Origin of the sequence: Rhodococcus olei (assembly GCF_039540555.1) — a bacterium.
Lineage (GTDB): Bacteria > Actinomycetota > Actinomycetes > Mycobacteriales > Mycobacteriaceae > Rhodococcus_G > Rhodococcus_G olei.
Window position 1 is genome coordinate 507,835 of the sequence record NZ_BAABFB010000075.1, and the last position, 25,495, is coordinate 533,329.

Consider the following 25,495-nt stretch of genomic DNA (forward strand, 5'->3'; position numbering starts at 1 on the left):
CGGGCGGAGCCCGGCCATGCAGAGCCAGATCGATCCGGACGTGCTCGACCCGAAGCTCGTCGCGTTCATCCGATTGAAGATCGACGTGTCGGCCACCCACATGTACGCCCCCGGCGTGCGCAGGCACATCGCGACGGCCATCGAACTCGGGGCCACCCGGGAGGAACTGCTCGAGGTCATCAAGATCTCCGCGGTGATCGGTATCCACGCGTGCGCCACGGGTGTGCCGATCCTCGCCCAGGAACTCGTACACGCGGGGCGGCAGTCCGGCCCGCGCGAGGCCACCACACCGACACCGGTGATCGACGGCCTTCTCGAACGCGGACAGTTCAACCCGCTGTGGGAGACGCTGCACAACTGGGACCCGGACTGGCTCGAGGCGTTCCTCGCGATGGGCGCGGGCATCTGGAGCGACCATGTCCTGCCCCCGCTGTGGATCGAACTGCTCTGCATCGCCGGCGACGCGGCGCTGACCCACATGTACGAGCCCGGCACCCGCCGGCACATCGCCGCCGCCCTCGAACTCGGTGCCAGCCGGGAACAGATCGACGCGGTCCTACGGATCGTCGCCGATCAGGGCCGCGAATGCTACGAGTTCGCGCTGCCGATCCTCGAGCACGAACTGAGCGGAATCGCGGCGCACCGCTGATCCCGCCGCCGAACCGGCACCCCACCTGAAGCGCTCGAACGAGCAGCGAAAAGAGGCAACATGGACACCAAGCGAACGAGCGACGACGTCGTTTCGGACACGCACCCGGGCGCTCCGGGCGGGGGTCAGGAGTCGGGCGCGACGACCCGTGAACTGGACGGGCTCTACCGCAGGATCGCACTGCGGCTGCTGCCCTTCCTGTTCCTCGCCTACGTCATCAATTCGATCGACCGCGCGAACATCTCGTTCGCGAAGCTGCGGATGGTCGACGACCTCGGGCTGAGCAACGCGACCTACGGGCTGGGCGCGTCGTTGTTCTTCGTCGGTTACGTGCTGTTCGAGGTGCCGAGCAACCTGTACATGCAGCGGGTCGGCGCCCGCCTGACCGTCATGCGCATCATGATCCTGTGGGGCCTGATCACGGTGGCCACGGGGTTCGTGAACACCCCGGGACAGCTCTACGTGCTGCGGTTCCTGCTCGGCGTCGCCGAGGCCGGGTTTTTCCCCTGCATCATTCTCTACCTGACCTACTGGTTTCCGGCGGCACGGCGCGGTCGGATCACCTCGATGTTCATGCTGGCGGTTCCGGCCTCGGGCCTGATGAGCGGCCCGCTCGCGGCCTGGATCATGACCGCCTTCGACGGCACCCACGGGATGCAGGGCTGGCGAGTGCTGTTCATCTACGAGGGCATCCCCGCCGTCGCGCTCGGTGTGGCGGCCTGGTTCCTGCTCCCCAACGGACCGCAGACCGCGGACTGGCTCGACACCCGCGAGCGAGACCTCGTGACGGCCGCGGTCGCGGCGGAGGACGAGCGCCCCGACGCCACCGTGAAGGGCGCGCTGCGCCGGGTGGTCACCGACGGCCGGGTCTGGCTCGCGGGATTCGTGTTCTTCGCGATGTACGCCGGTTTCAACGTCCTCGCCTACTGGGCGCCCACCCTGCTGCACGATCTCGGAGTCACCGACCTCACCACGATCGGCCTGCTCACCACCCTCCCCTCGATCGGTGCGGTGATCGGCATGCTGGTGGCCGGCCGCAGCTCCGACCGAACCATGGAACGCCGTTTCCACGTTGCCGTCCCGCTGACTGTCTCCGGAATATGTTTTGCTGCAATGACATTGACCTCATCGAACCTGCTGCTGTCGATATCCCTGCTGACCATCGCCGCGATGATGTGCTTCGGCGCGTTGCCGGTCTTCTGGACCATTCCGCCGTCCTATCTGGCCAAGGCGAGCGCCGCCGGCGGCATCGCGTTCATCAGCAGCCTGGGCGGGGTCTCCGCCTTCGTCACCCCGAACATCATCGGTCAGATCGCGACCAGGACCGGAAGCATGGACAACGCGATGTACTTCGTCGCCGGAATCCTGCTCGTCGCCGGAGTCGTGATCGTCAAGGGCATCCCCGCCGCCGCGCTGGGGGAACGCCGACTGCGCCCCACCACCAACTCTGACCTGTAAGGACCCGTGCCCCATGCTCGCCCACAACCCGAACGCCACACTCTCCCTCGCCGCCGTGCCCGCCGAGTCCGCCCGCAAGTACCCCGACAAGGTGGCCGTCGTCGACGGCGCCGTCCGGCTCACCTACCGCCGGTTGTGGGAGCGGGCCCGCTCGGTCGCCGCGGGTCTGCACGCGCACGGCGTACGCCCCGGCGACCGCGTCGCCCTGATGATGGGCAACGTCGCGGACTTTCCGGTCAACTACTACGGAATCCTCGCCGCCGGAGCGGTCGTCGTCCCCGTGCACCTGCTCCTCACCGCGACGGAAGTAGCATTCGTGCTGCAGGACAGCGACGCGAAGCTCGTCGTCTGCCACGAGCCCACCGCATCGGTGGCCGGGCCCGCCGCGGCCGAGGCCGGCGTCCCGGTCGCGACGGGTGCCGATATCGAAGGCGCCGAACCGATTCCCCACCACGTCACGCGCAGCCCGGACGATGCGGCCGTGATCTTCTACACCAGCGGAACGACGGGCACCCCGAAGGGGGCGGTGCTCACCCACCTGAACATGGTGATGAACGCGACCGTCGCGGCGGTGGATGCGCACGACGTCCGATCGTCCGACGTGGTGCTCGGCTGCCTGCCCCTGTTCCACGCATTCGGGCAGACCGTCAGCATGAACGCCACCTTCCGGATGGGTGCCACTGTGGTTCTGCTGACCCGTTTCTCGGGTGACGGCGTGATCGAGACGATGGTCCGGGAGGGTGTCGACGTCTTCCACGGCGTGCCGACGATGTACATCGCCCTGCTCGAAGCCACCCGCACCTCACGCTCCCTCCCGGTGCTGCGCAACTGCCTCTCCGGTGGAGCGTCGCTGCCGGTGACCGTGCTCGAGGCCTTCAGCACCGCGTTCTCCGCCACCGTGTTCGAGGGCTACGGGCTGTCCGAGACCGCGCCGGTGGCCTGCGCGAATCAGGCCGCGTTCGGTGCGCGTGCCGGCACGGTCGGGCAACCGATCTGGGGCGTGGACGTCGAGATCGCCGACGCCGAGACCGAGGAGGCCATCGTGGCTCAGCCCCCGGACACGCTCGGGGAGATCGTTATTCGCGGCCACAATGTCTTCTCCGGCTACCTGAATCGGCCCGGCGCGACCGCGGAGGCGCTGGTCGACGGCTGGTTCCGCACCGGCGACCTCGGCACCAAGGACGCCGAGGGCTTCGTCACGATCGTCGACCGCAAGAAGGACGTCATCATCCGCGGCGGCTTCAACGTCTACCCACGCGAGGTCGAGGAGGTGCTGGCCACCCATCCCGCCGTGGCGCAGGTCGCCGTCATCGGACTGCCCGACCCGGTCCGCGGCGAGGAGGTGTGCGCGGTGATCGTGCCTGCCGAGGCCGCCACCGTGCCGGACTCCGACGACCTGATCGCGTGGTCCAGGGAGCGTCTCGCCAAGCACAAGTACCCGCGGCGGGTGCACGTCATGGACGCGCTGCCGATGGGACCGAGCCACAAGGTGCTCAAACGCGAACTGCGCCTGCTCCTCTCGCCCGAGAACGCCGCCGCGCCCACCCACTGACCGCCACGGACACCCCCGTGTCCACCACACACCCGAGGAGAATCGCCATGCGTATGAAGGACAAGGTCGCGCTCGTGACCGGCGTCGGCCCCGGCCTGGGCAAGGCGATCGCCGTCACGTTGGCCCAGGAGGGCGCGCGGGTCGTCGTCTGCGACGTGAACGAGACCGCGCTGGCCGAGGCGCGTGACGCCGTCGAGGAGGCCGGCGGCACCTGCCTCGCGGTCCGCTGCGACGTCTCGTCCAGCGCGCAGGTGCGTGAGATGTTCGCGGCCGCAGTTGACCGGTTCGGCACGGTGCACGCACTGGTCAACAATGCCGCGCTGACCCCGAACACCCCGGTCGACACCGAGCGCCGAAACCGGCTCTACTCCTACATCCAGACACCGGTCCCCCGTGAGTCCCTGGGCTTCACCAGCAGCATCGGCGACGACGAGTGGCTGCGATTCTGGGGCGTCAACGTGCACGGGGTCTTCTACTGCACCCGCGAGGCGCTGCGGCTCATGGAGCCGCAGGGCTACGGACGCATCGTCAACATCGCGTCGATCGCCGGCATCTCCGCCCGTAGCGCCCACAGCCCGCACTACAGCGCCACCAAGGGCGCGGTGGTCGCGTTCACCCGGTCCGTGGCGTTGGAGGTCGCGGGCGCCAACATCTTCGTCAACGCGATGGCCCCGGGCGGAGTGGCCACCCCGGCCTTCAACGGGTACCTGGACCAGATCGGCGAGGACGGCCGCAACCGGCTGTGGCAGAGCTGTCCGGCGGGCCGATTCGGCGGGGTCGACGAGTACGCTGCGACCGTCCTGCACCTCGCGAGCGACGAGCACTATCTGGTCGGGCAGGTGATCAGCCCGAACGGCGGTTCCGCGATCTGAGCGCCGTACGGTTCAGAGGGACTCCAGGAAGTCCTCGACTGCCTTGCGGTACTCCTCGGGCCGGTCGTCGTGGACCAGATGCCCGGCGCCGGCGACCCACTCGTAGCGGGTCTCCGATTCTCGTGGCGTGCGGGCCATCTCCCGCATCTGCCCGGGTGGCGTGATGGTGAACTCCCCCTCCAGAAGCAGGGCGGGTGCCCGCACCGCGGCCCACTGACTCCAGAAGTCGCGGGTGCCCCACTCCTCGGAGATGTCGCGCCAGACGGGCACCTCACCGTGCAGGTGGTAGCCGTCGTCGCGCAACTCGAACGAGTCCATGAAGTACTGCGCCGCAACGGGCCCGAAGAACTCGACCATGTGCTGCTCGTCCCGGAACGGCGTCGGCCAGGACCCGATCATCGCGGCCCAGTCCGCCGCGGTTCGACCACGGAAATCCGGGGCCATGTCCTCGACGACGAGCGCGCGAACCCGGTCCGGGTGGGCGGCGGCGAAACACCAGCCGTGCAGGCCGCCCATCGAGTGGCCGATCACGACCATCGGCTCCGCGATCGGGTCCAGCGCTGCCGCGAGGTCGGCGACGAACGCCTCCGTGGTCAACCGGGCCGGCGCGGGCCGGCCGTGCCCGGCGGCGTCGAAGGTGTACACGTGCCCGTGCTCACGCAGCCACGGCACGTGCCTGCGCCACGTGCGCGCGCTGCCCATCAACCCGTGAAGCAACAGAATCGGCTCGCCCGTCCCACCCTCGTCATGCAGCACGGCACCGAGGTTAGCCGTCCGGGCCCGTGCCTGCGGTGACCGATGGGGACGCATCCGCGCGCGTGCGGCACGGCGCCCCCGGGCACCGTGCCGCACGCGCGACGGGTGGTCGGGTCAGGCCCGCCGGGGCGCGGGGACCGCGGTGTACCGCCGGCGGCCGCGGATCAGCGGCACGACCGTGATCGCCAGCCCGACCAACGCCACTCCGGTCACCAGGACTAGTCCGGGGCGGAACTGCTCGAACCCGGTGGCGACCGGCCCGGCGGCGTGCGAGCCGGCAGTGACCAGCGCGGTGGTCAGGGCGAGCACGAGGGCCGCGCCGACCTGGGAGGAGGTCTGCACGAGACCCGACGCCAGCCCCTGTTCGGCGTCGTCCACGCCCGCGGTGGCCTGAGCCATGATCGAGGTGAAGCCGAGCGCGAACCCGATACCGAGCAGGATCGTCGCGGGCAGGATCGCGACCACGTAGGACGGCTGGTCGCCGCCGGCGAACAGGAACCACAGGTAGCCGAGGGTGAGCGACGTGAGCGCGGCCAGGATGATCCGCGAGGTGCCGAACCGGTCGATCGGCCGACCCACGAACGGCGACGTCACCGCCACGATCAACCCGGTCGGGAGCAGCGCGAGCGCCATCTTCAGCGGGGTCCAGCCCAGCACCGACTGCAGGAAGATCGTCATCATGAACTGGAAGCTCAGGTAGGAGCCGAACAGCGCGACGATGCTCAGGTTCGCCCGCACGATGGTGCCGACCCGCAGGATGCCGAGCCGGACCAGCGGGTGCGCGACCCGGTTCTCGACCACGAAGAACGCGGCCAGCAGTGCCGCGGCGAGCACGAAGGATCCGAGCGTGAGCGGGTCGGCCCAGCCGCGCGACGGCGCGGAGACCACCGTGTAGACGGTGAGCATCATCCCGGCGACCAGGGTGACCGCGCCCACGAGGTCGTGGCCGCCCTGCCCCGCCGGTTCGTCACGCGGGATCAGCGCCCACGCGGCGACCAGTGCGGCGATCGCGAACGGCGCCGGCATCAGGAAGGTCCACCGCCAGCCCGCGCTGGTGAGCAGGCCGCCCAGGATCAGCCCGGACGAGTACCCACTGGCGCCGAACACCGAGAAGATCGACAGCGCCCGGTTGCGGGACGGCCCCTCCCTGAAGGTGGTGGTCAGGATCGACATCGCGGTCGGGGCCGTGAACGCCGCGGCGAGGCCCTTCACGAACCGCGTCACGATGAGCAGGGTGCCGCTGTCGACGAGGCCACCGACCAGCGAGGCCGCGGCGAAGACGGACAGCGCGACGAGGAACACCCGTCGTCGGCCGAGCAGGTCGGCGGTGCGCCCGCCGAGCAGCAGCAGGCCACCGTAGCCGAGCACGTAGCCGTTGATGATCCACTGCAGGGAGGTGGTGTCGAGCCCGAGTTCGGTGCCGATCGACGGGAGCGCGACTCCCACCATCGAGACGTCGAGCCCGTCGAGGAACATCACGACGCAGAGCACCGCGAGGATCCCCCACAGGCGGCCGGTCCAACCCCGTTGCGGGGCTGGGGAATCCGACGCGATTGTCAGGTTCGGGGTGGTTTCGGTGATAGTCACGTCGACGACAGTAGTTGCACGTGCATTCAATGCGCAAGCATTAATTCTCATTGCATTTATTTTGCTTGCACCGATCGGAGGGGCGAACTACGATGCGGCCATGACGTCGGACGCGGAACTCCGCAACACCTGGAGGGCCCTGCTGACGAGGTACAACGGCATCGCCTGCGAACTCGACCGGCAGATGCAGAGCGCACACGGTCTGAGCATGAGCGACTTCGAGACGCTCGACCGGCTCGTCGCGGTGACCTGCGAGCACCCCCGCATGCAGGAGCTGGCCGCCGACATGTACCTCAGCCCGAGCGCCCTCTCCCGCAGCGTCGCCCGACTGGAGAAGGCCGGCCTGGTGACCCGCTCCCTGTGCGAGTCCGACCGTCGCGGGGTCTTCGTCGACGTCACCGACGCGGGCCGGAACGTCCACGCCGACGCGAGCAAGATCCAGTTGGCGGTGCTGACCGCGCATCTCGGCGACCCCGACGCCCCCGCCGCCGCGCGCTGAGCCCGCCGGAGCGACGTCGATCGGGAGTACCCTCGCGGCCATGGCAGTCGTGAAGATCAACGCAATCGAGGTGCCCGCGGGCGCCGGCCCCGAACTCGAGAAGCGGTTCGCGCAGCGTGCGGGCACCGTCGAGAACTCCCCCGGATTCCTCGGATTCCAGTTGCTGCGCCCGACGAAGGGCGAGAGCCGCTACTTCGTCGTGACCCAGTGGGAGTCCGAGGAGGCGTTCGCCGCCTGGCGCGACGGCGACGCCCGCGCCGCCCACGCCGGCGAGGCCAAGCAGCCGGTTGCGACCGGCGCGTCGCTGCTCGAGTTCGAGGTCGTGCTCGACGTCGCGGCGAAGCAGGGCTGACCCCTCCCCCCACCGACGGCGCCGGCCGACGCGCTCGCGACGGCCGGCGCCCCGTCAGTCCCCGAACCGGCGCAGCACCTCCGCGGTCCCGGCGTCGGCGGCATGGAATGTCTCGATCGCCAGCTCGGCCACGGTGACGTCGAGCGGGGTCCCGAACACCGTCGTCGTACTGAGGAACGCCAGTTCGCCCGCGTCCGTGCGGATTCGGATCGGCACCACCAGCTCGCCCGGATCGGTGTCGACGGCGTCGGCACAGGGGTAGGCCGCCAGTTCGGCGGTGAGGTCACCGAGCACCGGATCCCCGGTCGCGGCGATCTGGTGCCCGAGGCGGTGCAGCAGATGCGCCCGCCACTGACCGAGATTCACGATCCGCGGGGCCATACCCTCCGGGTGCAAGCTCAGCCGCAGCACGTTGACCGGGGGTTCGAGCAGCTCCGCGGCACACCCGTCGGTGAGCAGCGCGACGGCGGCGTTGCCGTCCACCAGGTGCCAGTGCCGGTCGACGACCACCGCCGGCGAGGGCAGGAGTGCGGTGAGGATCTGCCCGATCGCCCGCGCCACCGCCGCCATCGGGACGTCGCCCAGCGCGTGCTCCGGATACGCGGGCGCGAAGCCGGCGGCGAGGAGAAGCGAATTACGTTCCCGCAGTGGAATGTCCAGCTGATCGCTCAATCGCAGCAGCATCGCCCGGGTGGGGCGCGAGCGTCCCGTCTCGAGGAAGCTGACGTGCCGCGCCGACACCTCGGCCCGACCGGCGAGTTCCAACTGACTCATCCGGCGGCGTTCCCGCCACTGGCGCAACAGGTCCCCGACCGGCCGATCCCGTTCCACGAGGGTGGTCATCGCCCGAGCCTAGGCGCCGGCGGGGAAGCGGATCCATTACCCGCGAGGTAATCGACGTCCGGCCGCGCCGGCCGCACAGTTGTCTCGTCGACCGGCCACCCGGGCCGGCACCCACGGATCGGAGAGACGACATGAGCGACTTCGACACCCTCGCCGCCAGGTACATCGCGGTCTGGAACGAGACCGACCCCGCCGCGCGGCGCACCGCGATCGCATCGCTGTGGACGCCGGACGGGCGTTACGTCGACCCGGCTGTGGCGGCATCCGGCCACTCGGAGATCGACGCCACGATCGGCGCGGTCCAGGGGCAGTTCCCCGGGATGCGCTTTCGGCTCCGCGGCCCGGTGGACGGCCACCACGAGCAGGCCCGCTTCGGCTGGCAGCTCGGGCCCGCGGGCGCCGAGGACCTCATCGAGGGCTTCGACGTCGTCGAACGTGACGGATCCGGGCGCCTGGTGCACGTGCTCGGATTCCTCGACAAGGTGCCCTCCTGACCTCCCGCGCCGGTGCCCCGATGTGGGTCGCCGGGGCATCGGCGCGGGATCCCGGCGAACCCGGCCCGATTGACACCGCGGGTGCGCAGGTGCGACAGTGCGCAGGTTAGAGCGATGGTTCGACGGGAATCCGGTGTGAGTCCGGAGCGGTCGCGCCACTGTGTTCGAGGACGACTCGACAGCCAGACACCGTGACCATCGCCAGGACTTTTGCGGACGCGTCATCCCAGGAGGAACCGTGGCTCTCGTTCACACCCCCGGCAAGGCAACCGATTCCCTCGGCATTGCGCTGATCATCGCGGGCGTTGTCCTGCTCGCGATGCTGACCCTGTACCTGGTCGGGTTCGACCAGGGCGCGGTCTCGCGCACCGGCATGTACATGCACGAGCTGATGCACGACGGTCGCCACCTGCTGGGGCTGCCGTGCCACTGACCGACACCTTCACCAAGCTCCTCGTCCGCGGTCTGCTGGCCGGCCTCGTTGCCGGTCTGCTGGCCGGTGCCGTCGCCTTCGTGATCGGCGAACCGCACATCGAGGCGGCCATCGCGATCGAGGAAGCCGCCTCCGCCCCGGCCGAGCACGCACACGGCACTGCGGAGCCGGAGGAGCACGCGCACGACGCCGGGACCGACGTACAGGGACACGGCGAGTCCGAGGCGGCCGCCTCGGAGGGCCACTCGCACGGCGACGATGCCCTCGTCAGCCGGGACGGGCAGCGGGTCGGGCTGTTCCTCGCGACGACCCTCGCGGGGCTGGCACTGGGCGCGATCTTCGCGGTCGTCGCGCACTATGCGCGGCGGGTCACCGACGTGGCCGGCCCGGTGCTCGCGCTGACCCTGGCCGGACTCGGCTGGCTCGCGATCGAGGCCGTGCCCTTCTTCAAGTACCCCGCCAATCCACCGGCGGTCGGCGACCCGGACACGATCAACCAGCGCACCTGGTTGTGGCTGGCCGCGGTGGTGCTGGGACTGTTCGCGGTCGCGGTCGCGACGTACGTCGCCCGCCTCGTCGCCGCGACGGGCTACCTGTCGGTGCGGGTCGCTGCGCCGGTGCTCGCGTTCCTGGTGATCGTCGGGATCGGCTACGTCGCGATGCCCGGTGTCAACGAGGTCGGCCCCGACTTCCCCGCGACGCTGCTGTGGGAGTTCCGGATCTCCTCGCTGGCGATCCAGGCGACGCTGTGGCTGGCCCTCGGGCTCGGCTTCGCCTTCCTGACCGAACGAAGCGGCAAGCAGGCAGAACGAGCCCTCGCGTTCAGGTGACCACGAGTCGAACGAGAAATGCCGCACCGCGTACCTGGTGCGGCATTTCTCGTTCGACGCTGCCCTCTTCCGGTTCCCTGATGTCACAGTGGGGAACGTCAGGTGAAGGTGTGTGGCATTGGGGAACCCCGCAGAGGTGGGGGCCGCGCGCGAGGGCGACGGCGTTCGCCGCACCCCGGCGTCAGTGATCACGCGCCGAGGTTGCGAAGGATGTCGTTCAGGGCCCGGCCCTGGGCGCGGTCGACCGCGCACGCCGCGAGGATCTGGCGCAGTCGCCGCTGATACCGGTCCGCGGTCATCCCGAAGGTGACGAACACCTCGCCCGGCGGCGCACCGCCGAACGGCGCCCAGGCCGCCGCGAACCGGACGAGCTCTCTGTCCTCCTTGTTCATCCGACGCCGCCCTCACCCGATCAGGTTGCCCTCGGGGTCGATGGCCCTGAGGTAGTCGAGTTCCGCCGCGCTCGGCGCCGCCAGCTGCTCGGCGTCCGGCGCGAGCCGGACGTCCCACCCGGTGGCCGCGCGGATCCGCGCCAGCGCGTCGTCCGCGCCCGCCGCAACGTCCTTGAACCAGGCCGACAGCACGTAGCCGTCGTCGCTGCGGCTCAGGTGACCGACATCGGTGGCGATGACCGCGACCTTCGCGCCGTGGTAGCTGACGAACTCCGCCGTGTCGACGAACTTCCGGGGGTCCGCGGCGACGACCGCCACCGTGGGTACCCGCGAGGCGATGTCGGTGCTCCCCCCGCTACCCACGAGGAAATGTCCGGACGGCGTGCGGTTGCTGTTGGCGCTCCCGTGGCTGTCGAGCACGCCCGCCGACAGCACCGCGATCGTGCTGTCGGGGGTGGCGGGCAGCAGCATGCCGAGCACCTCGAGCGTGCTGCCGAGGTGACGGGCGGTGGGCAGGTTGCGGGTGTTCGAGAGCGTCGCGTCGTGGGGTCGGGGGATGTACCCGACCACGCCGCTCTCGAAGACCAGGTCCACGACGTACCCGTCGTCGAGCAGCGTCGTCCGTCCCAGCGCGGCCGCCAGATGTGACAGTCCGGCACCCGCGACGACGGTCCGGGCACCGGACCGTCGCGCCAACGTCTGCATCGCCCGCGCACCCGAGATCGCGAGGCGCTCGCCGAGGGTCACCGAGTCCACGTCCGCGGGGATCGGCTCGGCGTCGAGTTCGTCGATCCGCCACGACTCGTCGAGGTCCATTGCGACGAGGTGTTCGATGCGCTCGCGGCCGAGCCGGCCGAGGTAGCTCGCGCGGGCCGGTGGGTCGATCCAGCGGCGACTGAACGACTCCGCCTCCTCGAGGGTCCGCAACCGTCCCAGTTCGGCCAGGAACCGGTAGTCCTCGCCGTAGCCGGCCGCACCATCCACCCGCACCGGCACGGGCGACGCCGACGGATGCGCGCCGAACGACACCTGTGCGAGCCCGACGACGCGCGCGGCGGGGACCCGGACGTGGCCGGCCCAGCGCCGCAGTTCGTCCGGCGCGACGATGTGGTCCGCGGTGAGGATCACGCCCTTGCGTGCCGCGTACACGGTGTGCAGGTCCTCCGCGAACGGCGGGAACACGACACCGTTGCCGTGCCAGTCCGCGACCGGGCAGTGGATGAGCGCCACGTCCGGGTGCAGCGCCGGCATCACCGTGCACTCCGCTTCGCCGAACGGATCGAGGACGGTTCGCACGGGCCGCGCCCCCGCGGCGACGGGCAGGTCCGTGCCGTCCATCGTCGCGGCGGGCACGAACGGCCACCCGAGCGCACCGGCGAGCACCCGCTGGATCAGCGCCAGGATGGACCATTCCTCGACCTCCAGCGATCCGTCCCGGATCGCCTGGGCGAGAATCGTGTTCGGACGCACCGCCGGATACGTGGTCGCGGCGAAGGAGGTGACGAGTTTGTCCACGCCGCCGGAGGCGACCAGCAGGCCCACCTCCGCGCGCAGCGAGGCGGAGATGACGGTCAAGCCACGCAGCCGGCCCGATCGCGCCTGTCGGACCACCTCGAACAGCGCCGCGTAGGCCCGAGTCGAGAGCCACGGGAAGTGGATCTGGTCGCCCGATTCGACTGTCGCACGGACGATCTCCTCGAGCGCGCGTACCCGCGAGGGCGCGGAGGCGGTCGCCACCGCGTCGTACCGGAAGCCGTCGGGCGCCCGCAGCGCCCGACCGACGTCGGGAAAGGTGATGGGTTCCACCCGGATTCCAATCTGTAGGGGTCGACCAGGAACTGCCCGGCGTCAGAGATCGAGGACCAGTCGCTCGGACCTCGAGCGCCCCACGCAGATCATCATCCGGTCGCCGCACGCGCGTTCCTGGTCCGAGAGCAGCAGGTCGTGATGGTCGGGCTCGCCTTCGAGCACGCGCACCTCGCATGCGCCACAGAAGCCCTCCTCGCAGTCGGACAGGAAGTCCGGGATCGAGTCGCGGACCACGTCGAGCAGCGTTCGGTCGGCCGGCACGTCCAGGACCGCGCCGGTGCGGCGCAACTCGACCTCGAACGCCGTGTCCTCGGGCCGCTCCGGGGCCGCGGCCACGGCGCCCGGGACGACGGAGGCCCCGAAGCGCTCGACGTGCAGCGCATCCGGCGCGAAGCGCGAATCGACCCGCTCCTCGACGGCGCGGATCAGGCCCTCGGGCCCGCAGCAGTAGACCGCGGACCCGGCGGGTTCATCGGCGAGGACGGTATCCAGGTCGAGCATGCCCCGCACGTCCTGGGGGACCACCTCGACCTTCCCGGAACCGATCCGGTCCAGTTCGCCGAGAAACGCCATCGAGGTCCGGCTCCGGCCGCCGTAGACCAGCCGCCAGCGCATCCCGCGACGTTCGACCTCGCGGGCCATCGCGAGCAGCGGCGTGATTCCGATGCCTCCGGCGACGAACAGGTACGAGGGGGCGTCGTCGACCAACCGAAAGTGGTTGCGCGGCCCCCGGACCGACAGCGTCCGCCCGACCAGCGCACCGTCGTGGATCTCTCGTGAGCCGCCGCGTCCCTGCTCGTCGCGGAGCACCGCGACCGTGTACGCCGAGCGATCCGCGGGATCGCCGCACAGCGAGTACTGCCGCACCTTCCCGGAGGGAAGGACGAGATCCAGGTGTGCACCGGGCGCCCAGGCCGGGAGCTCGGAGCCGGTCGGATCGATCAGCCGGATCGAGACGACATCCTCTGCCTCCCAGGTGACCTGTTGCACCAGCAGCGGGTACACGCGCTGCGGATCGATGTCGAGGTGTGTCATTCCATTCATCCGTTCGAAATGTGTTCGTCGTTCGTGTCATTCGCGCCGGGCCCGGTGTCCGCGGCGCCGGGGAACCGCCAGTCCCCCGGCGCCGCGCTGCGCCCCGGCCGGGGTGTTACCCGGGGATCTGTCGATCGCTGATCTGCTGGGTCCAGGTGAACTCGAGCAGGCCCTCCATGCCCATCTCACGCCCGTAACCGCTCGCCTTCACCCCGCCGAACGGTGCCCCCGGATCGAAGGCCGCCATGCCGTGCTTGTTGATGAAGGTCACGCCCGCGTCGATCTCGCCGGCCATGGCCCACCCACGGTTCGGATCGGACGTCCAGACACTCGACGTGAGGCCGTACGGGGTCGAGTTCACCAGCTCGACTGCCTCCCTCTCGGTGCGGAAACCGAGAATGGGCAGCGCCGGGCCGAACTGTTCCTCGGTGACGATGCGCTCCCGCGCCCCGACCCCCGTCACCAGCGTGGGCAGGTGGAAGTACCCACCCTCCCAGCCCGCCTTGTCGCGCATTCGACCGTACGATTTCACCTGCGCACCAGAGGATTCCGCTTCAGCCAGCAGTCCGGTGAACCGCGTGAACTGCCGTTCGTTGGCGAGAGGACCCATGGTGACGTCGGGGTCGAGCCCGTCACCGACGACGATGTCGTGGAGGGCATCGCCGAGACGGGCGGTGACGTCGTCGAGCAGCGATTCGTGGACGTACAGCCGCTTGACCGCGAAGCAGACCTGGCCGGAGGTGACGGCGAAGGCCGCCACCAGCCTGCGGATCAGGTCGTCGTCGACGACGACGTCGTCGAGCAGGACGGCGGGGTCGTTGCCGCCCAACTCGAACACACCCCGCCGCAGACGCGATCCGAGTGCCTGCGCGACGGCACGTCCCGCCTCCGGCCCGCCGGTGAACGCGATCATGTCGACGTCGGGATGGGCACTGAGCGCGGCGCCGACCCGGTCGCCCGCGCCGGTGACCACGTTGACCACGCCCGGGGGCAGCGCAGCACCAATCGCCTCGATCGCCTTGAGCACCCCCAGCGAGGCGAACGGGGACGGGACCGCGACCACCGTGTTCCCGGCCAGCAGTGCCGGCCCGAGTTTGACGCCGAGCAGCGCGATCGGCCAGTTCCACGGGACGATCGCCCCGACGACGCCCACCGGACGGCGCCGGACCTCGAGCCGGCCGGTGTCGTCGAACCGGCTGTCGGTGAGGATCCGGTCGAGTTCGTCGAGGTTGTCCAGGTAGTGCGACCACGCCCAGGGCGGGGACTGGAAGTCCATCGTGGACTCGGCCAGGATCTTGCCCATCTCCCTGGTCAACGCCTCCGGGCCGGACGGGTCGATCGCCGCGAGCCGCGCACCCGCGTCGGCCACCATCGCGGCCCGCTCGGTCAGCGACAGGCGCGACCAGCCGCGCTGGGCGGCCTTCGCGGCCGCCACGGCGAGGTCGACGTCACCGGCCGTGCCGTCGGGAATCGACCCCGCCGGTTCCGCGGATCGGGCCGGGTTGGCCACCTGGATCCGCCCGCCGGAGGCCGCGTCCCGCCAGCGACCGTCGATGTACATCTGCATGTCCAAACCGGTCACAGCAGCACCACACCCTTCGTGATCTCGTTGGCCGCGAGCTGATCGAGCGCCTTGGGGACGTCGTCGAGTGCATAGGTCGCGTCGATGATCGAGTCCAGCGGCAGCCGGCCGTCCATGTAGAGGTCGACGAACGCGGGGATGTCCCGCTGCGGGATGATCGATCCGGCATACGTGCCCGTCAGCTGCTTCTGCATCAGGAATGCGAACAGGTCGGACGTGGCGGTGACCGCGGCGTCCATGACCCCGATCGCGACCGCCAGCCCGCCCGGACGGATGCCCTGCAGCGCGGTCTCGAGGGTGCCCCGCGCCCCCACCGCGTCGAATCCGTAGTCCGCGCCACGGCCGCCGGTCAGTTCGCGGATGGCCGCCACCGCGTCCTCTCCCGATACCGAGAGCGTGTGTGTCGCCAGCCCGAGCTCCTCGGCCCGGGCCAGCTTGTGTTCGGCGAGGTCGACGGCGATCACGGACGTCGCGCCCATCGCCCGAGCGCCCATCATCGTGGCCAGACCGACTCCGCCGGCGCCGATCACGACGACGCTGCTCCCGGGCCGGACCTCCGCCCGCACGATCGCGGCCCCCAGACCGGTCGACCACGCGCACCCTAGCCCGGCCAGCTTCTCGAGCGGCGCGTCGGGCCGGATCCGCACCGCCGCCGAGGCCGGCACCACCGCGTACTCGGCGAACGAGCCCTGACAGAACAGGGTGTGCACGTCCTCCCCCGCCGACTCGAGCCGGGTGGTGCCGTCGAGCATGGTGCCGGAGAACCCGACCGCACGTTCGCAGAGCACGTATTCCCCACGCTGACACTGGAAGCACGAGTGACACGAGGTGATGATCGAGCAGATCACGTGGTCGCCGACCGCGAAGTGGTCCACTCCCGGACCGACCTCGTCGACGATGCCCGCACCCTCGTGTCCGAGCACGATCGGGCGAGGTGACGGAAGGTGCCCGGCCAGTACCGAGACGTCGGTGTGGCAGATGCCCGAACTGACGAGGCGAACCCGAACCTCGCCGGCCCGCGGCCGGGGGTCCGGCAGCTCCTCGATGACGATCTGGCCGACTCCGCGGCTCACTGCGGCTCTCATACGAACCTCCTGCAGGTGGTGGGATGTGTGCCCGGCTTCCGGCAGCACGGGCGGGGACTGGTCATCGCTGCGGGGTGAAGATGATCGGAAGCGTTCGGATCACGCGGGTCTGGCCCTCGGAGATCCGAACCGAGGTCGGATCCACGAGCCGGTAGTCCGGAATCCGGGCCAGCACTTCCTCGACCATGATGCGCAGTTCGAGCCGGGCCAGCGGGGCACCCGGGCAGCGATGTACACCCGCACCGAACGCCAAGTGCCGGTTCGGCTTCCGATCGAGGACGATCTCGGACGGGCGCTCGAACACCGCCTCGTCGCGGTTGGCCGACAACCACGACATCCACACTCGCTCCCCCTCCGGGATCACCGTCCCGGCGACTTCGACCGGGCAGGTGGTGGTCCGGGCGAATCCGGGAACGGGCGTGACGTAGCGCAGGAATTCCTCGAGCGCGGAGGTCATCAGCTCCGGATGCGCGAGGAGCTGCTCACGGAGCTCGGGGTGCCGGTCCAGCAACGTGAAGATGTGATTGGCCGCCGCGGCGGTCGTCTCGCCACCGGCGCCCGTCAGCGAGAGGTAGATGTCGAGCACTTCCTCCTCGTCCACGGGGCGATCGTCGATCGTGGACGCGAGCAGGTGGCTGGCCAGGTCCCCGGTGGGGTTCGCGCGCCGTGCGGCGATGTGGCCGATGTAGTAGTCCCGGATCTCCATCTGCAGCGCGAGTCCCTCTTCCGGCGATCCGACCGAGACCAACCCCAGGGACCACTCGTTGAAGCGGGCGACGTCCTCGTCCGGGATCCCGAGCAGCCAGGTGATCACCCGGGAGGTCAGCGGGAAGGCCAGGTCCCGTGCCAGGTCCGCCTCCCCGGCGCCCGCGAACCGCTCGACCAATTCGACTGCGTGCTTGCGGATCTCGCCCTCGAGCTCGGCGAACCGCCGGGCGCTGAACACGACGTTGAGCAGCGACCGGTACTTGGCATGCTCCGGTGGGTCGGATTCCATAGGGATGAACGGCCGGGGCGCGCCGACCGACGGCAGGGTGATGGTCGGAAGGGACGAGAACCGCGCGGTGTCCCGGGTGGCGGGCTCGACCTCCGCATAGCGCGTCAGTGCCCAGAAGCCACCGTGCTGTGAGCTGTGCTCGACCGGGCACTGTGCCCGCATGACGCGGTGGATCTCGTCGGGATCGTCAAGAGTGGCGACGTGGCGGTTGTCGTAGTTGCTGTTGCTGATGTCCACTGCTCCCCCAGAATGGGATGGGCGCGAAGCCGGTGATTGTGTGCCCCGTGATCGGGCGGTGGAGACGAGACTAAAACCTTCCGATCGGAAGGTCAATGATGTTCTTCGCGAGTTCCACGGAGTTGAAACCTCGCCGTGCGCGGCGCTCCCGCCACGGAATACCGGGCGCCCGGTATCGAAAGGCCCTCGGGTCTCGACGGCCACGTCACGGATCGGGTGACGCCATCCGGTAACCGACGAGACGTGACGGCATGCACACACTCGACCGGGTCCGCTCGCCCGCCGACCCAGAACCCGCCGGTCCGGGAGTCCTGCGGGCGGCCACGGAGATTCCCCTCCGGCGCTGATGCTGCCATGACCGAGCCCGATCCTCCACCACTCCACCGTGATCCGACGACGGACATCCCTGAGGATTCGGCTGCGGCCGGATTCGAGGACGCCCACGCGGTTGCACCAGGTGGGTTCGGGATCGTCTATCGCTGCCGCCGGCGCGCACTCGACCGCACCGTTGCCGTGGAGGTCCTCTCCGCCGATCCGAACTCGGAGAATCCGGACCGTTTCCTCCGCGAGCAACGTGCAATGGGGCGACTGTCCGGAAACCCGAACATCGATCGAATCCTCCAGGTGGGGACCATGTCCTGGGGACGGCCCTACATCGTGACGGAGTTCCACCCGCACGATTCGCTCGATACGCGCAGTCGCCGATCCGGTCCGCTCCCCTGGCGCGACGCTGTGCGACTCGGAGAGTCAAGATCGCCGGCGCCCTCGAGGCCGCGCACCGAGCGGGAGCCCTGCACCGAGATGTGAAGCCGGGCCAACATCATTCTCACCGAAAACGGTGACGCGGCGCTGACCGACTTTGGTATCGCCCGGATCGTCGGCGGCTTCGAGACATCCACCGGTGCCGTGACGGGGTCGCCGGCCTACACCGCACCCGAGGTTCTCCGTGGCGCACCGACTCCGGCATCGGACGTCCACGGCCTCGGGGCCACGCTGTTCTGCGCGATCACCGGACATGCGGCTTTCGAACGACGCAGCGGCGAAAAGGTTGTCGCCCAGTTCCTGGGCATCACCATCGAGCCCATCCCGAACCTGCGCGGCGGGGACTCGGCGAGACGCTCGAGGAGCACGGCGACGATGCGGAACGGTTCGTGCTGACGTCGCTCGGCAACGAGACCCAGGAGCGCGACGAGCGGGTCGCCGTTGTCGTCGACGACTGGCATCGGGTGTCGAGCACCGCGACTCTCGGAGCGATGGAGTTCGTGATCGACAGCGGCTGCCATCACCCCAGATTATCGTCACGAGCAGAAGCCGCTCCGGGCTCCCGTTGAGCCGTATGCGGATACGCGACGAACTCATCGAAATCGACTCCGTAGAACTGTGATTCGACATCACCGAGACTCGATCACTGCTCCTCGAGCTGTCCGGGGGCGCACCTGACCGAGTCGGACGTCGTCGAATCCACCGATTCGACTTGACCGCCGCGCGCCGCTTGCAGGCGTGGGCCGCGCCCTACCACCACCGGACGAGCGACCCCTACTACCCGCCGCCCGACGCGGCGGCCGCTCGGTGACGGACCGAGCGCCGATTCCGGAATCCTTCCTGGCGGACGTGCTCGGCTCCGCGGAGTGGTCGGAAAGGCGTCCTGCTTGCTCAGGCGGATTGACGGCGAATCGAGTACGCGAGCGCGCGCCGAGCCGCCTGTGCAGACTCCCGAACGTAACCCGCGAACACCGGATTCTGGACCTCGGCAATTGGTCCGCACAACGAGATTGCGGACGTCGCGACTGCGGCCACCTGGACGGGCGCTGCGACACAGCCGAAACCGATGGTGAGCTCCTGGCGGTCGAAAGCCAGCCCGCGCTGGCGAATTGTGGTGATCTCGCGGTCGAGTTGTGCCCGCGACACGACCGAATGCGCGGTCCGGCGCGGCAGCGGGCCGGAACCGAGCGCACCCAGTTCCGCCGGGCTCGCGCAACTCAGCAGCGCCTTTCCGAGGCCGGAACAATGCGCGGGAAGTCGGCCTCCGACTCGGGTCGGGACCGCGGCGGCCGACCGACCGCCGATCTTCTCCAGGCACACGATGTCTGGGCCGTCGAGCACGGCGAGGTGCACGAGAAGCCCGGTTTGCGCATGCAGGTCATGGAGGTACGGCAGGATGACGCGGTGCAGCCGGGCCTGGTGGATCGCGAGCGCGCCGAGCTCCGCCAGCCGGATGCCGAGCTCGTATCGGTGCCCGTCCCGACGAACCCATCGAAGCTTGACCAGACTGTCGAGCATGCGGTGCGCCGACGAGCGCGGTATCCCGGCGTGTTCCGCGACCTCGGTCAGCGTGAGCTGACCGTGGCCGTCGAACGCGTCGATCAGCGTCGTGATCCGGCTCAACACCTTCGTCGGTGGCTTGGATTCGAAATGTCCGGTCATGTCCTCTCCCTGGCCGACGGCCACGGCCGCCCCCGATTCGTCGGACCGGATCACCGCGGGCGCGACAATCCTGCTCGCCCGCGGTGTCCTCTCGTCAGCGGTCGATCTCGGCCGGGTCCGACTCGGCCGCGATGTCCTCAAGTGACCTGTTGCTGGTCCGCTCGCCGAGACTCGACAGCACCAGCCCGAGAGCCAATCCGACGACCGCCAGGTACGCGAACACCGCGCCGAAGTCGAATGCGTTGTACACCGCGGCGACGATGAACGGACCGGCGATTCCCGCGATCCGGCCGACGCTGTTGACCACCCCGTTCCCGATCCCACGCAGGTGCGTGGGAAAGACCTCTGGGGCGTACGTGTACACGGCGGTCAGCAGCGCCTGAATCAACATCGAGATCACGAATCCCGTGACGAGCATCACCGGCCGGCTGTCGGAAAGGGCGAATGCGAACAGCACGACCGACAGCGCACTCGTCAGAACGAGGATGTAGTTCTTGCGATCCCACCTGTCGATGACCAGGGAGGAGGAGAACGCCCCGAGTACCGACGCGATCCCGAGCACCGACACGAACGTCAAGGCCTCAGCCTGGGTGTATCCCCGCGCGGTGAGCAGGGAAGGCAACCACGGCGACCATCCGTAGGCGACCAGCACGAAGCATGCCATCGCCACGCAGGCGACCGCAGTGCGTTTGACGTAGCGCCGCGCCATCAGCTCGCGCACCGACCCCGTGCGAATCAGCGGCTCGGGGCCCGGCAGCGGCAGCGGCCCACCGGTCGCGTCCTCCGCCTCCGCCTCGAGTTTCGCGACCAGACTCTCGGCCAGATCGGCGCGACCACGCGTGACCTGCCACCGGGGCGACTCGGGCAGGCGCCGGTATCCCGACACCACACCCAGGATCCCCAGCGCGCCGAACACGTACATCCACCGCCAGGCCGATTCGCCGAGCGGCACGACCAGTCGGGAGATCAACGCCGTGACAGGGACGGCCACTGCGCCGATCGCCGCGATGATCGCGAGGTAGCGCCCCCGCACGTGCCGCGGCAGCAACTCGCTGGCGTACACCATCACCGCCCCGGTCAGGGCCTGCAGGCCCAGCCCGGTCAGTCCTCTCAGGACCACGACCGCCTCGTAGCTGGGCGCGAATGCCGTTGCGAACGAACAGATCGAGTACATCACGGTGGCGCCCAGGACGACCGGTCTCCGCCCGAATCGGTCCGCGAGCTGACCACCGACGACGGCACCGACGAACATTCCGACGAACGGGGCGGCCGAGCCCCACGCGATGTCGGTGACGCTCAACCCCCATTCCGCGCGCATCGCCGGGGCCGTGTTGCCGAACACCACGATGTCCACAGCGTCGAACAGGTAGAAGAATCCGACGACGACCATCATCGACCGGAGCGTTCGCGTCACGACCGGTAGCCGATCCAGACGGGCGCCGAGCCCCGGAGTGCCTGCTGCACGAGATGCATCAACAGTCATGCCTTGTCCATTTCTTCGAAGGGTGGCAGGGAGGTGCGACGGGGAGTCGGCGTCAGCGCCAGCGCGAGTAGTCGGCCGGACGCTTCTCCAGGAACGCGTCGCGCCCCTCGTCCACGGATTCGGCGGGAACGCCCATCGCGATCATGTCGAGACCGTTGACCATCGTGTCGTAGGAGTAGTTCCACCAGACGTTGCTGCCGGCCTTGGCGATCTGGAGCGACTGCGGATGCAGTGCGAGCAACCGCTCGGCCCATTCCCGCGTGGTCGACTCCAGGTCCGCGTCGTCGACCACCGCGTTGACCCACCCCCACTCGAATGCCTGCTCTGCCGAGACCTTCTCGCTGAAGAAGACGATCTGCTTCGCCCTCTTCTCGCCGATTTGCAGCGGAAGGACGTTCGTGCCGCCGAGGACGGGGCAGGCGCCGATCATCGTGCCGGCCTGACCGAGTCGGGCGCTGCGCGCCGCAATGGCGAGGTCGGCGGCGATCACCAGCTCGTTGCCACCTCCGACCGCGATCCCGTTGACCATCGCGATCACGGGCTTGCGGCAGGACCGAATGGACGTCATCGCGCGAATGGCGTACACGCCGGTGTCGACCAGCCCCTTCTTGGTGAACTCCCGCACGTCACCGCCGGCCGAGAACGCCCGGCCGTTGCCGGTCAGCACCACGACACCGACGTCGGGGTTGACCGAGACCCCGTCGAGCAGGTCGGCGAGCCGATGGAACTGGGCCGGGCCGAACGCGTTCAACGCCTCCGGACGGTTGAAGGTGATCCAGGCGATCCGATCCTCGATCGAGAGCAGGATGTCGTCCTCCGAGCCGTGGTATCCGTTCATTGACATTGGGTGAATTTCCTTTCGTGTCTGGGTGTTCACCGAACGATGCGGGCGTTCGACCGCACTGCTAGTCCCACCACAACGTGCGAGCCGAGACCGCCTCGGCGAGCAGGTTCTTCTGGATCTGACTCGTGCCCTCGACGATGGTGAGCTGCTTCGCGTCGCGGTAGTACATCTCGACCGGGTGGTCCTTCATGTATCCGGCCGCGCCGAGAAGCTGGACAGCGGTCCCGGAGACCTTCACTGCGGTCTCGGTCGCCACCAGCTTCGCCATCGAAAGTTGGGGAACGGCGGACTTGTCGAAAGCTCCCGCGTCGACCATGCTCGCCGCGCGGTAGGTCAGCAGACGCGCTGCCTCGATCTCGGCGGCATGCTCGGCAACCATCCAGCCCAGGCCCTGTTGGGAAGTCAGCGCCGCTCCGAAGGCCTGACGGGAGCGCATGTAGTCGACCGCATACATGAGCGCACCCTCCGCCAGACCCAGGCCGCGCGCCGCGACGATCGGACGCATCGAGTTCAGCGACAGCATCGCCAGTTTGAATGCCTGGTCAGGCTCGCCGATCAGCGCAGAGTCGGACACCCGGACACCGTCGAGGCGCAACTCGCCGGTGTTCACGCCGCGCACACCCAGCTTGTCGTCGACGCGGGCGACCGAGACGCCCGGCAGGGCGCGATCGACGATGAAACAGCTGAAGCCGTCCCCACCGGTACGGGCGAACACCGTGTAGAAGTCCGCCTGCTCGAGCCCGGACATCCAGCACTTGGATCCCGTGATCACCCAGTCGCTTCCGTCGCGGACGGCGCGGGTGCGCATACCCTTGAGGTCGGATCCGGCCTGCGGTTCGGACAGCCCGAACGATGCGCGCCGGTACCCGGTCGCGATGTCGCGCACGTAGGTGTTCTTCTGTTCCTCGGTGCCGCCGATGAGGATCGGCAACGCGGGCAGCCGGGTGAGCAGGAGCATCAACGCGACGGTGTTGGAGTATTTCGCCACCTCCTCGATGGCAATCGTCAGCCCCATCGTGCCTGCCCCAGAGCCTCCGTACTCCGACGGCGTCGCCAGGCCGAGCAGGTCGGCGGCGAGCAGCGCCTTGAAGATGTCCTCCGGGTACTCGTTGAGGCGGTCGATCTCGATGGCCCGCGGCTTGACGACGGACTGCGAGAAGCGACGCACGGACGCCTGGAGCTCGACGTACTCGTCCGGCAGGGCTGCAAACATTTGGTTCTCCGATCGGGTGTGGTGGTGTGGATCAGGCGGGAAGGCGCCACTGGGCGAAGCACATTCCGACGCCGTAGCCGGACTGGGTTCGGTACGCCGGCACGTAGTCGACGATGTCGGCGGGCGCCTGTGCGCAGGCGTCGGCGATGATCCAGTCGGTGATCTCCGCCGTCCCGTTCAGTCGCAGTGGCAGGTCGTACTTCTCGTGGGCGAGCCGCAGTTCGTCGTCCGCGATGGCCCCCCAGGTGGCGAGGTCGTCCGACCGCAGGGCGGCCACTACCCGGGAGTCGAGCTCCTCGTCCAGCACGAGGTGGCTCAACCCGCCCGACGCGAGCACCGCGACGCGGGACGAGGATGGGGCGGTGTCGATCGCGCTGCGCAACGCCTGGCCGAAAGCCACACACCGCGGCACGCTCGGGATGTTCGGGGGGTTCCACACGTTGGTCACCACCGGCAGTAGCTCGAGCCCGGAATCGGCGAGGTCGAGGAAGCGCATCGGCCAGGTCACCGCGTGACCGATGCCGTACTCGTCGGAGGGCTCCGACGTGTGCCCGACATCGAATCCGTTGTCGCACAGATACCGCAGGACCTCGAGGCCGAGTTCACGGGCGACCGGCACGGAGATCCGGAACAGGTCGGGACCCTCGTCCCGCCGATTCGCCGCACTCGCATCGACCCGCTCGCCCAGGAACATCTCGAACACGGGTGCGGATCGGGGACCGAAGTTCTCCCCCTGGTCGCTGCCGACGATCAGCAGGACGTCGGGCTCCGCGGCCAGAACGGCCGACCGCAATGCCGTCGTGGCGGCGTCGAAGCGCGCCTCGTGCTCGGCCCAGTGGTCGCGGACATCGCCGGCGAGCCGGTCCAGGGACGGTCGCGCGATGTTCGGCTCCAAGGCCGGCCAGTCGGACATGGGCGCGATCAGTGCGGGGCTGTGGGAGGTCCCGAAAACACCTACGAGTTTTGCCATTTGGGTTTCACACTCCAGTTCTGACGACGCGATTGCACTGTCGGCCCAGCCCCGTGATCTCGCTCTCGAGCACGGATCCAGGTTCGAGCCACTGTTGGGGTGTCCGGGCGAGCCCGACTCCGGCCGGGGTGCCGGTACTGATGACGTCGCCAGGCTCGAGCGTCAGAGCGCGGCTCAGATCCGCGATCAACGACGCGACGTCGTTGATCATCAGCTTGGTGGTGGAGCGTTGCATCTCGACGCCGTCGACCCGGCAGGTGAGCTCCAGATCCTGGGGGTCGGGGATCTCGTCGGCGGTCACGATGAAGGGCCCGAACGGCGACGACCCCTCGATGCTCTTTCCCTTCCACCATTGGTTCCGGGACAGCTGGACATCCCGGGCGCTGACATCGTTGAACACTGCGTACCCGAAGACGTGCCCCAGCGCATCGGCTGGTCGAATGTCGCGGCCGGCGCGCCCGATCACCACGGCCAGCTCGACCTCCCAGTCGAGTTGCACACTCACCGAGGAGTCCCAGCCGATGTCGTCGAACGGACCGCAGACGCTGCGCACGTCCTTGGTGAAGTACACCGGTGCATCCGGCACGTCGATCTCACCGACGGCACGCTCGGACTCCTCGATGTGCTCCCGGTAGTTGACGCCGACACAGATCACGTTGCGCGGCAGCCGACCCATCGGCGCGAGCAACGTGAGCTGGTCGACGTCGCCCACGATGTGGTCCGACGAGGACTCCGCGCAGAGTCGACGCAACTGGTCGATCCCGGCCGAGCCGAGATCGACCCATCCCGCCATCGTCCGCGGGAGATCGTCGCCTCGGTCCGCGACGATCCGGGTCACGTCGACGACCGAATCATCGTCGGCGACGACACCGACGTGGGCGTGCCCCTCGGACAGGAACGAACACAATCGCATGAGAAGATGCCTCTCGGAATGGGTGGCGGGGCCAGGCCCTCGTTTCGAATATGACGAACTGTTGGGACCCCTGACCTTGAGCAGTCCGCAATCCGTCCAACGCGGTGCGTCGATCCCCGGGCCATGATCGCCGCACGCCTCCTGCGCTTCCTCGAGGCAGTCCACGGGTGTTCCCCCGCGGAAAAG

Annotated in this window: 24 protein-coding genes, 1 pseudogene and 1 riboswitch; of the genes and pseudogenes, 10 read left to right on the plus strand and 15 right to left on the minus strand. The window is 69.1% G+C overall.

What is annotated here, in order from left to right; translation table 11 throughout:
• The first annotated feature begins 16 nt into the window (after positions 1 to 16).
• Genes ABD951_RS27035 through ABD951_RS27050 form a run of 4 tightly spaced genes read left to right on the plus strand, consistent with a single transcriptional unit; the run spans position 17 to position 4,531 of the window.
• On the plus strand, positions 17 to 649 hold the full coding sequence (locus tag ABD951_RS27035; protein ID WP_345353020.1) for a carboxymuconolactone decarboxylase family protein: 633 nt from the start codon (positions 17 to 19) through the stop codon (positions 647 to 649).
• A gap of 60 nt (positions 650 to 709) precedes the next feature.
• On the plus strand, positions 710 to 2,107 hold the full coding sequence (locus ABD951_RS27040; protein ID WP_345353022.1) for an MFS transporter: 1,398 nt from the start codon (positions 710 to 712) through the stop codon (positions 2,105 to 2,107).
• A gap of 13 nt (positions 2,108 to 2,120) precedes the next feature.
• Positions 2,121 to 3,659 (plus strand): long-chain-fatty-acid--CoA ligase, encoded by a 1,539-nt coding sequence (locus ABD951_RS27045; protein ID WP_345353024.1) that lies wholly within the window; start codon positions 2,121 to 2,123, stop codon positions 3,657 to 3,659.
• Between the two features lie 47 nt (positions 3,660 to 3,706).
• The gene (locus ABD951_RS27050; RefSeq protein ID WP_345353026.1) at positions 3,707 to 4,531 is read left to right on the plus strand and encodes an SDR family NAD(P)-dependent oxidoreductase; all 825 of its coding nucleotides are present in this window, start codon (positions 3,707 to 3,709) and stop codon (positions 4,529 to 4,531) included.
• A 12-nt stretch (positions 4,532 to 4,543) separates the two neighbouring features.
• On the opposite strand, the gene ABD951_RS27055 is transcribed toward ABD951_RS27050, so the two are convergent.
• The gene (locus tag ABD951_RS27055) at positions 4,544 to 5,341 is read right to left on the minus strand and encodes an alpha/beta fold hydrolase (RefSeq protein WP_345353028.1); all 798 of its coding nucleotides are present in this window, start codon (positions 5,339 to 5,341) and stop codon (positions 4,544 to 4,546) included.
• A 60-nt stretch (positions 5,342 to 5,401) separates the two neighbouring features.
• On the minus strand, positions 5,402 to 6,874 hold the full coding sequence (locus tag ABD951_RS27060; RefSeq protein ID WP_425569972.1) for an MFS transporter: 1,473 nt from the start codon (positions 6,872 to 6,874) through the stop codon (positions 5,402 to 5,404).
• Between the two features lie 100 nt (positions 6,875 to 6,974).
• Here ABD951_RS27060 and ABD951_RS27065 point away from each other — a divergent pair, with 100 nt between their 5' ends.
• Both ABD951_RS27065 and mhuD read left to right on the plus strand, forming a co-directional pair.
• On the plus strand, positions 6,975 to 7,373 hold the full coding sequence (locus ABD951_RS27065; protein ID WP_345353030.1) for a MarR family winged helix-turn-helix transcriptional regulator: 399 nt from the start codon (positions 6,975 to 6,977) through the stop codon (positions 7,371 to 7,373).
• A 40-nt stretch (positions 7,374 to 7,413) separates the two neighbouring features.
• A complete protein-coding gene (gene mhuD, locus ABD951_RS27070) occupies positions 7,414 to 7,725 on the plus strand; it encodes a mycobilin-forming heme oxygenase MhuD (protein WP_345353032.1) in 312 nt (103 codons plus the stop codon).
• Positions 7,726 to 7,779: 54 nt separating this feature from the next.
• Here the strand turns inward: mhuD and ABD951_RS27075 are convergent, their stop codons facing one another.
• Positions 7,780 to 8,568 carry a helix-turn-helix domain-containing protein gene (locus ABD951_RS27075; RefSeq protein ID WP_345353034.1) on the minus strand — a complete coding sequence of 263 codons (789 nt, stop codon included), beginning with the start codon at positions 8,566 to 8,568 and terminating at the stop codon, positions 7,780 to 7,782.
• 131 nt (positions 8,569 to 8,699) lie between these two features.
• On the opposite strand from ABD951_RS27075, the gene ABD951_RS27080 reads away from it, so the two are divergent.
• From ABD951_RS27080 to ABD951_RS27090, 3 genes are all read left to right on the plus strand, one after another.
• Entirely contained in the window at positions 8,700 to 9,062 is a 363-nt protein-coding gene (locus ABD951_RS27080) for a nuclear transport factor 2 family protein (RefSeq protein WP_345353036.1), read from the plus strand.
• Positions 9,063 to 9,160: 98 nt separating this feature from the next.
• Positions 9,161 to 9,276: riboswitch (cobalamin riboswitch) on the plus strand.
• A gap of 24 nt (positions 9,277 to 9,300) precedes the next feature.
• Positions 9,301 to 9,495 (plus strand): CbtB domain-containing protein, encoded by a 195-nt coding sequence (locus ABD951_RS27085; protein ID WP_345353038.1) that lies wholly within the window; start codon positions 9,301 to 9,303, stop codon positions 9,493 to 9,495.
• Positions 9,486 to 10,325, plus strand: coding sequence for a CbtA family protein (locus ABD951_RS27090; protein ID WP_345353040.1), 840 nt, complete (start codon positions 9,486 to 9,488; stop codon positions 10,323 to 10,325). The genes ABD951_RS27085 and ABD951_RS27090 overlap by 10 nt, the downstream gene beginning before the upstream one ends.
• Before the next feature lie 188 nt (positions 10,326 to 10,513).
• Here ABD951_RS27090 and ABD951_RS27095 read toward each other — a convergent pair whose 3' ends face one another.
• The 6 genes from ABD951_RS27095 to ABD951_RS27120 all read right to left on the minus strand — a co-directional run bounded on the left by ABD951_RS27095 (position 10,514) and on the right by ABD951_RS27120 (position 17,462).
• Positions 10,514 to 10,717, minus strand: coding sequence for a hypothetical protein (locus tag ABD951_RS27095; RefSeq protein ID WP_345353042.1), 204 nt, complete (start codon positions 10,715 to 10,717; stop codon positions 10,514 to 10,516).
• A 12-nt stretch (positions 10,718 to 10,729) separates the two neighbouring features.
• A complete protein-coding gene (locus ABD951_RS27100; RefSeq protein ID WP_345353044.1) occupies positions 10,730 to 12,523 on the minus strand; it encodes a CoA-transferase in 1,794 nt (597 codons plus the stop codon).
• A gap of 42 nt (positions 12,524 to 12,565) precedes the next feature.
• A complete protein-coding gene (locus tag ABD951_RS27105; protein WP_345353046.1) occupies positions 12,566 to 13,570 on the minus strand; it encodes a PDR/VanB family oxidoreductase in 1,005 nt (334 codons plus the stop codon).
• A gap of 106 nt (positions 13,571 to 13,676) precedes the next feature.
• The gene (locus ABD951_RS27110) at positions 13,677 to 15,143 is read right to left on the minus strand and encodes an aldehyde dehydrogenase family protein (RefSeq protein WP_345353048.1); all 1,467 of its coding nucleotides are present in this window, start codon (positions 15,141 to 15,143) and stop codon (positions 13,677 to 13,679) included.
• A complete protein-coding gene (locus ABD951_RS27115) occupies positions 15,140 to 16,228 on the minus strand; it encodes an alcohol dehydrogenase catalytic domain-containing protein (RefSeq protein WP_345353050.1) in 1,089 nt (362 codons plus the stop codon). Before ABD951_RS27115 ends, ABD951_RS27110 begins: the two co-directional genes overlap by 4 nt.
• 61 nt (positions 16,229 to 16,289) lie before the next feature.
• Positions 16,290 to 17,462, minus strand: coding sequence for a cytochrome P450 (locus ABD951_RS27120; RefSeq protein WP_345353052.1), 1,173 nt, complete (start codon positions 17,460 to 17,462; stop codon positions 16,290 to 16,292).
• Between the two features lie 354 nt (positions 17,463 to 17,816).
• On the opposite strand from ABD951_RS27120, the pseudogene ABD951_RS27125 reads away from it, so the two are divergent.
• Positions 17,817 to 18,620: pseudogene (locus ABD951_RS27125) on the plus strand (serine/threonine-protein kinase).
• A gap of 495 nt (positions 18,621 to 19,115) precedes the next feature.
• Here the strand turns inward: ABD951_RS27125 and ABD951_RS27130 are convergent.
• The 6 genes from ABD951_RS27130 to ABD951_RS27155 form a co-directional block, all read right to left on the minus strand.
• Positions 19,116 to 19,886: an IclR family transcriptional regulator gene (locus ABD951_RS27130; protein WP_345353054.1), complete on the minus strand. Its 771-nt coding sequence runs from the start codon at positions 19,884 to 19,886 to the stop codon at positions 19,116 to 19,118.
• A gap of 94 nt (positions 19,887 to 19,980) precedes the next feature.
• A complete protein-coding gene (locus ABD951_RS27135) occupies positions 19,981 to 21,300 on the minus strand; it encodes an MFS transporter (protein ID WP_345353056.1) in 1,320 nt (439 codons plus the stop codon).
• A gap of 121 nt (positions 21,301 to 21,421) precedes the next feature.
• The gene (locus ABD951_RS27140) at positions 21,422 to 22,213 is read right to left on the minus strand and encodes an enoyl-CoA hydratase/isomerase family protein (protein WP_345353058.1); all 792 of its coding nucleotides are present in this window, start codon (positions 22,211 to 22,213) and stop codon (positions 21,422 to 21,424) included.
• 61 nt (positions 22,214 to 22,274) lie between these two features.
• A complete protein-coding gene (locus ABD951_RS27145; RefSeq protein WP_345353060.1) occupies positions 22,275 to 23,426 on the minus strand; it encodes an acyl-CoA dehydrogenase family protein in 1,152 nt (383 codons plus the stop codon).
• A gap of 31 nt (positions 23,427 to 23,457) precedes the next feature.
• The gene (locus tag ABD951_RS27150) at positions 23,458 to 24,339 is read right to left on the minus strand and encodes a DODA-type extradiol aromatic ring-opening family dioxygenase (protein WP_345353062.1); all 882 of its coding nucleotides are present in this window, start codon (positions 24,337 to 24,339) and stop codon (positions 23,458 to 23,460) included.
• A 64-nt stretch (positions 24,340 to 24,403) separates the two neighbouring features.
• Complete coding sequence (locus ABD951_RS27155; RefSeq protein ID WP_345353064.1) at positions 24,404 to 25,309, minus strand: fumarylacetoacetate hydrolase family protein; 906 nt, start codon at positions 25,307 to 25,309, stop codon at positions 24,404 to 24,406.
• Positions 25,310 to 25,495 lie beyond the last annotated feature (186 nt).